The organism is Micromonospora echinaurantiaca, assembly GCF_900090235.1.
Lineage (GTDB): Bacteria > Actinomycetota > Actinomycetes > Mycobacteriales > Micromonosporaceae > Micromonospora > Micromonospora echinaurantiaca.
The window spans coordinates 3,424,844-3,436,721 of sequence record NZ_LT607750.1 but is presented as its reverse complement, the minus strand read 5'-3'; the positions used below and the strand labels follow the sequence as shown (position 1 = coordinate 3,436,721).

At 73.7% G+C, this 11,878-nt stretch carries 6 protein-coding genes; 4 read left to right on the top strand and 2 right to left on the bottom strand.

Annotated elements, in window-relative coordinates:
• The first annotated feature begins 9 nt into the window (after positions 1–9).
• Genes GA0070609_RS15565 through GA0070609_RS15550 form a run of 4 tightly spaced genes read left to right on the top strand, consistent with a single transcriptional unit; the run spans position 10 to position 9,780 of the window.
• Entirely contained in the window at positions 10–963 is a 954-nt protein-coding gene (locus tag GA0070609_RS15565; RefSeq protein ID WP_088994476.1) for a TauD/TfdA family dioxygenase, read from the top strand.
• Positions 963–1,151 (top strand): MbtH family protein, encoded by a 189-nt coding sequence (locus GA0070609_RS15560; RefSeq protein ID WP_088994475.1) that lies wholly within the window; start codon positions 963–965, stop codon positions 1,149–1,151. The genes GA0070609_RS15565 and GA0070609_RS15560 overlap by 1 nt, the downstream gene beginning before the upstream one ends.
• On the top strand, positions 1,148–4,273 hold the full coding sequence (locus GA0070609_RS15555; protein ID WP_088994474.1) for a non-ribosomal peptide synthetase: 3,126 nt from the start codon (positions 1,148–1,150) through the stop codon (positions 4,271–4,273). The genes GA0070609_RS15560 and GA0070609_RS15555 overlap by 4 nt, the downstream gene beginning before the upstream one ends.
• Complete coding sequence (locus tag GA0070609_RS15550) at positions 4,270–9,780, top strand: non-ribosomal peptide synthetase/MFS transporter (RefSeq protein ID WP_088994473.1); 5,511 nt, start codon at positions 4,270–4,272, stop codon at positions 9,778–9,780. The genes GA0070609_RS15555 and GA0070609_RS15550 overlap by 4 nt, the downstream gene beginning before the upstream one ends.
• Positions 9,781–9,815: 35 nt before the next feature.
• Here GA0070609_RS15550 and GA0070609_RS15545 read toward each other — a convergent pair whose 3' ends face one another.
• Together GA0070609_RS15545 and GA0070609_RS15540 are read right to left on the bottom strand one after the other, a co-directional pair.
• Positions 9,816–11,108, bottom strand: coding sequence for a serpin family protein (locus GA0070609_RS15545; protein ID WP_088994472.1), 1,293 nt, complete (start codon positions 11,106–11,108; stop codon positions 9,816–9,818).
• A 31-nt stretch (positions 11,109–11,139) separates the two neighbouring features.
• A complete protein-coding gene (locus GA0070609_RS15540) occupies positions 11,140–11,655 on the bottom strand; it encodes an NUDIX hydrolase (RefSeq protein WP_088994471.1) in 516 nt (171 codons plus the stop codon).
• Positions 11,656–11,878 lie beyond the last annotated feature (223 nt).

Genomic DNA, 11,878 nt, shown 5'->3' with positions numbered 1-11,878 from the left:
GACGAAGCAATGAGCGACACGATCGCCACGCTGCCGGTGGTCGTCGAGAACGACGGCCGGGAGCTGACCGAGTTGATCGACGCCCGCCGCGCGGAACTGCGCGCGACGTTGGTCGAGCACGGCGGACTGCTGTTCCGCGGCTTCGACGTCGGCGGGGTGGACGGCTTCGACCGGGTGGTCCGGGCGCTGTCCGGCGAACCGCTGGTCTACACCGAACGGTCCTCGCCCCGGCATGCCATCAAGGGGCGCGTCTACACCTCGACCGACTACCCGCCGGACGAGGAGATCTTCCTGCACAACGAGAACTCGTACCAGGCGCGCTGGCCGCTGACCCTGTTCTTCTACTGCATCACCCCGCCGCAGACGCAGGGCGCGACCCCGCTGGCCGACGTGCGCCGGGTGTACGCCGAGATCGACCCGGCGGTGCGGGAGGAGTTCGTGCGCCGCCGGTGGATGCTGGTGCGCAACTTCCACGCCGACTTCGGCACCCGCTGGCAGGACGTGTTCAACACCGACGACCGGGCCGAGGTCGAGGCGTACGCGGCGGCGAACCGGATCGAGCTGGAGTGGCGCGGCAAGGACGGGCTGCGGACCCGGGCGGTGCGGGACGTGGTGCACCACCGGCCCGGCTCGGACACCCCGCGCTGGTTCAACCACGCCACCTTCTTCCACATCAGCACCCTGCCGAAGGACTACCAGGAGGGGCTGCTGGCCATGTTCGGCGCCGACGAGCTGCCGTCGAACACCTACTACGGCGACGGCGGGGAGATCCCCGCCGACGTGATGGAGCACCTGCGGGCCGCGTACCGGGCGGCCAGCGTCCGCTTCGACTACCAGCGCGACGACGTGCTGGTGGTGGACAACATGACCGCCGCGCACGGGCGGGAGCCGTTCACCGGCCCTCGCCAGATCGCTGTGGCGATGGCCGAACCGCACACCCCCGAGAGCAACGGAGCGAAGTGATGGCCGAAACCCGATTCCTGGTCGTCCGCAACGACGAGGAGCAGTACTCGATCTGGTCGGCCGAGCGCGACCTCCCCGCGGGGTGGCACGAGGCCGGTTTCGCCGGCACCCGGGAGGAGTGCCTGGCGCACATCGACACCGTCTGGACGGACATGCGTCCCCGCTCGGTCCGCGAGGCCGCGTCATGACCGAGCCCCGCGAGTGGACGTTTCCGGCATCCTTCGCCCAGGAGCGGGTGTGGCTGGCCAACCAGCTCGACGCCGGCTCACCGGTCTACAACGTCTCCAGCCCGTGCCGGTTCCCGGTCGGCCTCGGCCGGGAGCAGGCCAACGCGGTGCTCGGGCAGATCGTCGCCCGGCACGAGTCGCTCCGCACCCACCTGCGCACGCAGGACGGTGACCTGGTCCAGGTGGTTCGCGCCGCGGAGCCGGTCGACCTGCCCGAGACCGACCTGCGGCACCTGCCGGCGGCGGAGCGCGACCGGCACGCCCGCGACCTGCTGACCGAGCTGGCCCGCACGCCGATCGCGCTGGACGCGCCGCCGCTGTGGCGGGCGCGGCTGCTCCGGCTCACCGACGACCAGCTCACGCTGCTCTTCGTGGTGCACCACGCGGTGTTCGACAGCCACTCGGCGGTGCTGTTCACCGAGGAGTTGGCCGCGCTCAGCCGGGCCGCGCTGACCGGCGCGCCCGCCGACGTGCCCGAGCTGCCCATCCAGTACGCCGACTACGCGGTCTGGCAGCGCGACCAGCTCGCCGGCCCGGAGCTGGACCGGCAGCTGGACTTCTGGCGCCAGCAGCTGGCCGGCGCGCCGGCGGTGACCGCCCTTCCGCTGGACCGGCCCCGCCCGGCGCAGCTGGGCTTCGCCGGCGACGAGGTGCGCTTCGACCTGCCGGCCGGGTTGCTGGACCGGGTCGGCCAGCTCGCCGCCGGCTCGGCGGCCACCCCGTACATGGTGCTGCTGGCCGCGTTCACCGCGCTGCTGTCCCGGATCTCCGGCGACGAGGACGTGGTGGTGGGCGTCTCCACCGCCGGTCGGGACAACCCGGAGCTGACCCGGCTGATCGGCATGTTCGTCAACCCGGTGGCGCTGCGCTGCGACCTGGCCGGCGACCCGAGCTTCGCCGAGCTGCTGGTCCGGGTGCGCGACCGGCTGGTCGATGCGATGGAGCACGGCGGCACGCCGTTCCAGCGGATCGTCGAGGCGATCGACCCGCAGCGGGACCCGTCGGTGCAGCCGGTCTTCCAGACCGCGCTGAACTACATCCCGGACTCCGGCCTCGACCCGGCGCCGCTCGGCACCACCAAGGACGACCTGGCCTTCGACATCACCACCGGCACCAGCCGGCTGCTGTACCGGACGGCGCTGTTCGACCGGGCCACCGCCGAGACGGTCGTCGCCCGGTACGTGCGGCTGCTCACCGCCGCCGTCGCCGACCCGGCCCAGCGGGTGTCGGCGCTGCCGCTGCTCGCCGACGCCGAGCGGGAACTGGTGCTGTCCACCTGGAACGACACCGCCCACGACGTGCCTCCCAGCACGCTGGTGGCGGAGTTCGAGCGGCAGGCGGCGGCCACCCCGGACGCGCCCGCACTGATCCGCGACGGCGCCGAGCTGACGTACGCCCGGCTGAACGCCGACGCCAACCGGCTGGCCCGGGTGCTGGTGGCCCGCGGCGCCGGCCCGGAGTCGCGGGTCGCGCTGGCGCTGCCCCGCTCGGTGGAGCTGGTGGTCGCCATCCTCGCGGTGCTCAAGTCCGGCGCCGCGTACGTGCCGGTGGACACCGGCTACCCGGCCGGCCGGATCGCCTACCTGCTCGCCGACGCCGAGCCGGCGCTGGTGCTGGCCACCCCGGACACCGCCGCGCTGGTGCCGGCCGGCGCGCTGGTGCTCGACGGTCCGCTCGACGGCGACGGCGGCGACCTGACCGACGCCGACCGCAGCGCCCCGCTGCGCCCGGAGCACCCGGCGTACGTGCTCTACACCTCCGGCTCCACCGGCCGGCCGAAGGGCGTGGTGGTGGAGCACCGGGCGGTGACCGCGTACCTCGCCTGGGCCCGGGACACCTACCCGGGGTTGGCCGGGACCGCGCTGCTGCACTCGCCGGTGTCGTTCGACCTGACCGTCACCGGGCTGCTCGGCCCGCTCACCGCGGGCGGCACGGTCCGGCTCGCGGCGATCGACGAGCCGGCCGCGCGGGCCGGCGGTCGGCCGACCTTCCTCAAGGTCACCCCCAGCCACCTGCCGCTGCTCGACGCCGAGCTGTCGCCGACCACAGACCTGGTGATCGGCGGCGAGGCGCTCACCGGTGAGCAGCTCGCCGTGTGGCGGGCCACCCACGGCAACGTGGCGGTGGTCAACGAGTACGGCCCGACCGAGGCGACCGTCGGCTGCGTGGCCGCCCGGATCGCGCCGGGCGAAAAGCTGCCCGCCGGCGCGGTGCCGATCGGCCGGCCCAGCTGGAACACCCGGGCGTACCTGCTCGACGGGGCGCTGAACCCGGTGCCGCCGGGGGTGGTCGGCGAGCTGTACGTGGCCGGCGACCAGCTGGCCCGGGGCTACCTGCGCCGGCCCGGCCTCACCGCCGAGCGCTTCCTGCCCTGCCCGTACGGGCCGGCCGGGCAGCGGATGTACCGCACCGGCGACCTGGCCCGCTGGCGCCCCGACGGCACGCTGGAGTACCTCGGCCGCCGCGACAACCAGGTCAAGGTCCGGGGCATGCGGATCGAGCTGGGCGAGATCGAGTCGGCGCTGCTGGCCCGGCCGGACGTCACCGCGGCGGCGGTCGTGGTCCGTTCCGACTCCGGGGAGCCGACCCTGGTCGGCTACCTGGTGGGCACGGCCGACGAGGCGACCCTCGCCGCCGACCTGGCCCGGGAACTGCCGGCGCACCTGGTGCCGTCGGCGTTCGTCCGGCTCGACGCGCTGCCGCTGACCCCGAACGGCAAGCTGGACACCGCCGCGCTGCCCGCCCCGGCCGCCGCCGAGCCGGCCGCCGACGGGTTCCTCGCCCCGCGCACCGACGCCGAGGCGCTGGTCGCCGAGGTGTACGCCGAGATCCTCCAGGTGGACAAGGTCGGCGCCCTGGACGACTTCTTCGCCCTGGGCGGCAACTCGCTGCGCGGCATGCGGGCGATGGCCCGGATCCGGGCCGAGGTGGACGTCGACCTGCCGATGCGGGCGCTGTTCAGCAGCCCGGTGGTGGCCGACCTGGCCGCCCAGATCGAGCAGCGGATCGCCGCCGAACTCGACGAGCTCTCCGAAACCGAGGTCGCCGCGCTGCTCGCGGCGGAGAAGGACAATCCCCGATGACCGACCTGAAGGATCCGGCCCGGGACGCGGCCCGCCAGGCGTTGATCGCCCAGCGGCTGCGCAAGCGGCAGTCCGCCGCGCCCGCGGCCCGGATCGGTCCGCGTCCGCCGGACGCCGAGGTGCCGCTGTCGTACGCCCAGGAGCGGGTCTGGTTCATGGACCAGCTCGCTCCGGGCGAGGCGGCGTACCACATCGCGGTGCCGCTGCGGGTGCGCGGACCGCTCGACGTCGCGGCGCTGCGCGCCGCGCTGGCCGAGTTGACCCGCCGGCACGAGTCGCTGCGCACCCGGTTCCCGGCCGACGCCGACGGCCGGCCGACCGTGGTGGTACAGGACGCCGTCGAGGTGCCGCTGACCATCGTGGACGCGCCGGACGAGGCGACCGCGCAGGCGCTGGTGGAGGCGGCCGCGGGGGAGCCGTTCGACCTGGCCGAGGGGCCGCTGCTGCGGGCCCTGCTGATCCGGCTGTCCGTCGACGACCACGTGCTGTTCCTCAGCAAGCACCACATCGTCGGCGACGGCTGGTCGGTGGACGTGCTGCTGCGTGACCTGATCACCCTCTACCGGGGTGGAGAGCTGCCGGCCCTGCCGATCCAGTACGGCGACTTCGCCCACTGGGAGGCGCGGGAGCTGGAGGGGCCGGCGGCCCGCCGGCACCTGGACTGGTGGAAGCAGCGGTTGGCCGGCATCACTCCGCTGGAGTTGCCGCTGGACCTGCCCCGCCCGGCCACCCAGACCTACACCGGCGACTTCGTGGAGCTGCGGCTGGACCAGGCCGCCACGGACGGGCTGCTCGCGCTGACCCGCTCCTACGGCGGCACCCTGTTCATGACGCTGCTCGCCGCTTACCAGGTGTTCCTGGCCCGGCACGCCGGGCAGGACGACTTCGCCGTCGGGGCGTCGGTCGCCGGCCGCTCCGCGCCGGAGCTGGAAGACGTCGTCGGCATGTTCATCAACATGGTGCCGCTGCGCGCCGAGCTGGCCGGCGACCCGACCTTCGCCGAGCTGCTGGAGCGCACCCGGCGCAGCGTGCTGGACGGCCTGGAGCACGCCGAGGTGCCGTTCGCGAAGGTGGTGCACGAGCTGGGGCTGCCCCGCGACGTGAGCCGCTCCCCGGTGTTCCAGGCGATGTTCGTGCTGCAGAACTACGAGATCGGCCGGTTCAACGAGGTCTCCGACGCCAGCGACGTCACCTTCGACTGGAAGCCGATGGAGCTGCGGGCCACCCGCTTCGACTTCGAACTGCACGCGGTGGAGACTGTCGACGGGCTCTACGCCAAGCTGGTCTTCAACACCGACCTGTTCACCCGGCCCACCGTCGAGCGGATGGCCGAGCGGCTGGCCGCGCTGCTGCACGCGGTGGTCGCCGCCCCGGACACCCCGATCTCCGCGCTCGACCTGCTCGCCCCGGCCGAGCGACGGCTGCTGGCCAGCTGGAACGACACCGCCGCCGACTTCCCGCGCGAGCAGACCCTGCACGGGCCGATCGAGGAGCGGGCCGCCGCCACCCCGGACGCGGTGGCGGTCACCTTCGAGGGCCGCTCGGTGACGTACGCCGAGCTGAACGCCGCCGCGAACCGGATCGCGCACCGGCTGCGCGCGGCCGGGGTGGGACCGGAGACCCTGGTCGGCGTCTGCGCCGAGCGGTCGGTCGAGCTCGTCGCCGGGCTGCTCGGCGTGCTGAAGGCCGGCGGCGCCTACCTGCCGCTGGACCCGGAGTACCCGGCCGACCGGCTGGCGTTCATGGTCACCGACGCGGCCGCGCCGGTGGTGCTGGTGCAGCGGCACCTGCGCGACGTGCTGCCGGACACCGGCGCCACCGTCCTCGCCCTCGACGACGAGGCCGTCTGGGCCGACCAGCCGACCGTGGACCCGGCGCCGACGGCCGGCCCGGAGCACCTGGCGTACGTCATCTACACCTCCGGCTCCACCGGCCGGCCGAAGGGGGTGCCGAACACCCACCGGGGCATCGTCAACCGGCTCGACTGGATGCAGCAGACCTACCGGCTCGGCGTCGACGACGCGGTGCTGCAGAAGACCCCGGCCAGCTTCGACGTGTCGGTGTGGGAGTTCTTCTGGCCGCTGCGCGAGGGCGCCCGGCTGGTGGTGGCGAAGCCCGGCGGGCACAAGGACGCCGGCTACCTGCGGGACCTGCTGGTCGCCGAGCGGGTCACCACCGCCCACTTCGTGCCGTCGATGCTGACCGTCTTCCTCGCCGAGGACGGCGTCGAGGCGGCGACCGCGCTGCGCCGGGTGATCTGCTCCGGTGAGGAGTTGCCGCTGGCCTCGGCGGTGGACTTCACCGCCCGGCTGCCGTGGTGCGGGCTGCACAACCTGTACGGCCCCACCGAGGCGGCCATCGACGTCAGCTCCTGGCACTGCGACCCGGCGCTGCTGGCCGGGCTGACCAGCGTGCCGATCGGCGCGCCGATCGCCAACCTGCGACTGCACGTGCTCGACCCGGCCGGCAACGAGTGCCCGGTCGGGGTGGCCGGTGAGCTGCACATCGGCGGGGTGGGGTTGGCCCGCGGCTACCACCGCCGGCCGGCGCTCACCGCCGAGCGGTTCGTGCCGGACCCGTTCTCCGGCGAGCCGGGCGCCCGGCTGTACCGCACCGGTGACCTGGCCCGCTGGCGCACCGCGCCCGGCGCGGACCACCGTGGCGTCATCGAGTTCCTCGGCCGGATCGACCACCAGGTCAAGCTGCGCGGCCTGCGGATCGAGCTGGGCGAGATCGAGAGCGCGCTGCGCGAGCAGCCGGGGGTGACCGAGGCGGCGGTGATCGTCCGCGAGGACAGCCCGGGCGACAAGCGGCTGACCGCGTACCTGGTCGGTGCGGCCGAGCCCGCGGCGTTGAAGGCGGCGTTGAAGGAGACCCTGCCCGAGTACATGGTGCCGAACGCGTTCGTCACCCTGGACGCGCTGCCGCTGAGCCCGAACGGCAAGCTGGACCGCCGCGCGCTGCCCGCGCCGGTGGTCACCCGGGAGGCGTCCGTCGCGCTGGTCGAGCCGCGCGACGACACCGAACGGCTGCTGGCCGGCATCTGGTCGGAGGTGCTCGGCGTCGACACGCTCGGCATCGACGACGACTTCTTCGACCTCGGCGGGCACTCGATGCTCGCCACCCAGGTGGTCGCCAAGATCCGCAAGGCGGAGCACGGCGGCCGGCCGGTCGGCGTGATGGACCTGTTCCAGCAGCGGACCATCCGCGACCTGGCCGCGTTCATGGCCGGCACCGGCGAGGCCGAGGGCCCGCGCCGGCTGCTCTACGAGCTGACCAAGCCCATCCCGGCCGCCCAGCGGGTGCTCACCTACGTCTGCGTCCCGTACGGCGGCGGCAGCGCCATCGTCTACCAGCCGCTCGCCGACGCGCTGCCCGCCGGGCACGCGCTCTGGTCGCTGGCCATCCCCGGCCACGACGTCGGGCTCAGCGAGGACGCGCTGCCGTTCGACGAGCTGACCACCCGGGTGGCCGAGGAGATCCTGGAGCGGATCGAGGGGCCGATCGCCCTCTACGGCCACTGCGGCGTGGGCAGCGCGATCGTCGCCGAGGTGGCCCGCAAGGTGGAGGCAGCCGGGCGGGACCTGGCGGCGCTCTACATCGGCGCGATGTTCCCGTTCGCCCGGCCGAAGGGGGCGTTCGCCGCGCTGCGCAACCGGCTGGAGCGGCTGCGCAGCAACCGGCACTACGCCAGCTGGCTGAAGTCCATGGGGGTGGACACCGACGAGCTGGACCCGGAGCAGGCCGACCGGATCATCAGCAACATGCGGGCCGACTCCCGGGCGTCGGAGGAGTACTTCACCGGGCTGCTGGACCGGGGGGCGGCGAAGCTGCGTACCCCGATCATCTCGGTGGTGGGCTCGGAGGACCCGGTCACCGACTACCACACCGAGCGGTACGCCGAGTGGCAGTTCCTCAGCGACACCCTGGCGCTGGTGGTGCTCGACCAGGCCGGGCACTTCTTCCTGAAGTACCGCGCCGACGAGCTGGCCGAGATCGTCACCCGCACCCATCCGGCCGTCGCGGCCGGCGACGTCGCGGACCTCGGCCCGCAGGCGCGGGGCGAGGACGCCGGCTGGGTGCTCGCCGCCCAGCAGCGGGTCGGCGTGGCCGACCGGCCGGCGGGGACGACGGTCAAGCCGTCGATGGCCCGGTTCGTCGCGATCACCGTCGGGCAGCTGGTCTCCACGACCGGGTCGGCGCTCACCGCGTTCGCCCTGCCGATCTGGCTGTTCACCCAGACCGGGTCGGTGGCCAACCTGGGGCTGCTCTGGGCGCTCGCGCTGATCTGCGGCGTGCTGATGCTGCCGGTCGCCGGGGCGATCACCGACCGGGTCAGCCGCCGGAAGATCATGATGATCGCCAGCAGCAGCGCCGGCTCGGTGCAGGTGGTCCTGGCCGTGCTGCTGTGGACCGACAGCCTGGCACTCTGGCACATCTACGGCCTGGTCGCGTTGAGTCAGGTCGCCGGGTCGTTCCAACGCATCGCGTTCCAGTCGGCGGTGCCGCAGCTGGTGCCCAAGCGCTACCTCGGCCACGCGATGGGCATCACCCAGCTCTCCAACGGCTTCGCGATGCTGCTGATGCCGGTCTTCGCGGCCGGGCTGCTCGCCGCCATCGAGCTCAAGGGCATCCTGCTGATCGACGTGGCGAGCTACCTGGTGGCGGTACTGACCCTGGCGGTGGTCCGGTTCCCGGACCTGCTCGGCTGGCGACCCAAGGAGCGGCTGCTGGTGGCCATCGCCAACGGCCTGCGCTACTCCTGGCAGCACCGGGGCTTCCGGTTGATGCTCGGCTACTTCGCGGTGGGGAACATCTTCCTGGCGCCCGCGCTGGTGCTCACCACGCCGCTGGTGCTGTCCTTCGGCACCGCGACGCAGGTGGCCCAGGTGGCGCTGGCCGAGGCGTGCGGCGCGGTGGCCGGCGGGGTGCTCATGTCGATCTGGGGCGGGCCCCGGCACCGGCGGATGATCGGCGTGCTGATCGGCAACCTGGGCACCGCGGTCGGCTGCGTGCTGATCGGCCTGGACGCCTCCGTCGCGATGATCTGCGTGGGCGCGTTCTGGCTGGCCATGGCGATGACCACGGCGCAGTCCATCTACGCCACCATCGTCCAGGTCAAGGTGCCGCAGCGGTTCCACGGCCGGGTGTTCAGCCTGAACCAGACCATCTCCTGGTCGACCCTGCCGATCGGTTTCGCGCTGCTGGCGCCAGGGGCCACCGCGCTGTTCGAGCCGATGCTCGCCCCGGGCGGGGCGCTGGCCGGTTCGGTGGGCGCGGTGATCGGCACCGGTGAGGGCCGCGGCATCGGCTTCGCGTACGTCTGCTTCGGCGCGGCGCTGGTGCTGGTCACCCTCGGCGGGTTCGCGATCCGGCTGCTGCGCCGGTTCGACGTCGAGGTGCCCGACTCGCTGCCGGACGACCTGATCGGCGCGCAGGAGCGGGAACGGCGCCTCGCCGCCCGCGCCGCCGAGCGCGCGGAGAAGAAGGCGCCGGTCGCGGCGTGAGTGGTTCCGGGGGCCCGCGCGGCGGGCCCCCGGGGTCACTCGTACCGGTCGGCCAGGTCGGCCTCGGGCAGTTCGTCCGGCTCGGCGACCCAGGCGGAGAAGACCGGCACGCCGTGCCAGGGCCCGGCCGTGCCGTCGCTCCGGGTGTCGGTGGCGACGGCCACCACGGCGTACGGATGGCCGAAGCGCAGCTCGGCAATCCGCGCGACCCCCTCCGGCGGCATGCTGGTCGCCATGGCCCAGCCGGTGACCGCCGCGGCCTCGAAGCCGTACCGGCTGTACCGGGCCACCGCCTTCTGTACCACCTCGGCCGCCAGTTCCGGGGTGTCCAGCAGCTCGCCGAACGCCCAGGTGGCGACGGGAAAGCCGAGGCGGTCCTCGTTGAGTTCGATTCGGCTCTCGGCCGACCAGCAGGGCAGCACCGCCCGGATCCGCTCCTCCCGACCGTCGGGCGCGTACGTCACGGTCGGCTCCTCGCGCAGCGTCCACAGCGCGGTGTCGCCCAGCGGCAGGTCGAACAGGGAGCGCCGTCCCCCGGCCCGGGCCGCCTTGTGCCGGCGTTTCCCGCGCGGTTCCTCCCCGTCCGGCGCCTGGACGGCGGCCGTGGCCAACTCGTACGCCGTGGCGAGGACGTCGACGGGGGCGACGTCGGGGGCGGCGGCGACCGAGACGACGACCAGCCCGGCCTGGCCGTCGGCGGTGGCCACCTGACCGGAGGACGCGCTGTGTACCGCCACGTCGCCGGCTCTGCGGCTGCCCGCGATCCAGCACTGGTGGCCGTGTTCGGGGCTGCGCAGGGTCCGGCGCAGCCGGCCCGCCCACGGGCTGGCCGGGCCCAGGTCGCCGGCCGTCGTCACGTCGAACGGATTCTCCCAGGAGATCCGGGTGGCCAGCGCGCTGGCCAGGAGCAGCAGCGTCTCCGACGTCACGGACACCGGGAACTGGTCGATCAGGCCCAGCGTGTGCTCCCGGGCCCAGTCGTCCAATGCCGCCTGGTCCGGTAGCGGGCCGGTCCCGGTCGTTCCGGGCAGGGTCGCCCGCCAGCGGTCCAGGGCGCCGACATCGAGCCCCGGGCGGTGCCACACGGCGGTCGCCGCCGCCACCAGCGGGTGCGGCGCCTCCAGCAGTGCGCGGGCCGCCTCCCCGGCGTTGACCACGTCCGTACCGAGCACGTCCTCCAGTTCCGCGCGGTCCGCACCGGCGGTGGCGGGGCCAGCGAGGGCCAGCAGCAGCCACGCGCCGAGGGGAGAGGCGACGTGGTGCCGGTCGCCGATCACCGTGTGCATCCGTTCGGCGTAGCGGGCCAGTGGACCGTGAATGTCAGTCATCGCACCACTGTGCCCGGCCGGTGCCACGCCGTCACGACCACAGCTCGAACGGTTCGTCGATCTCGTCGCCGGCCAGGAAGCCGGTCAGCAGGGCGGGCAACTGGCCGGGATAGAAGCGCTCGCCGCTGGCGACCACCTCGGCGATCGGCCACCACCGGAACCCGAAGTAGTCCTCCAGCTCGTAGTCGAGCCGGTCTGTCTCGTCCACGTCCGGCCCGGGGCCGGCCAGCCGCACCGGGACGATCACCTCGTCCTGGAGGTGCCGCCGCTGCCGGTGCACGAAGCTGGCCCGCCGCCGCCAGGTGGGCGGGCCGATCTGCGCGGGATCGGCCACGATGCCGGTCTCCTCGCGCAGCTCGCGCACCGCCGTGTCCAGGTACGTCTCGCCGGGGTCCATCCCGCCGCCGGGCAGCTCCCACCAGGTGCCCAGCCGGGGGTGGTCCGGGTCGCGGGTGTGAAACAGCAGCACCCGGTCGTCGCCGTCGAGCACCACCAGCCGTACCGCGCTGCGCTCGAAGACCGGCAGGTCATTGGGCAGTTCGACCATGTTCCCCCCTGGGGTGGGCGCAGCATCGCCAGCTTGGCGGTTCGACCGTAGCCTGCCCCGTCCGCCAGCGTTCCGGACGGGGCCGGTAGGTTCCGCTCAAGGTCGACCGGATGCGCCGCAAGTGCATTCAGGACGTTGAGCAGGTCCGCGCCGGGCGGGCCGGAGAACTCGACGCACACCCGGCCCGCACTCCGTTCCGCCACGCGTTGAGCGATCCGGCCCA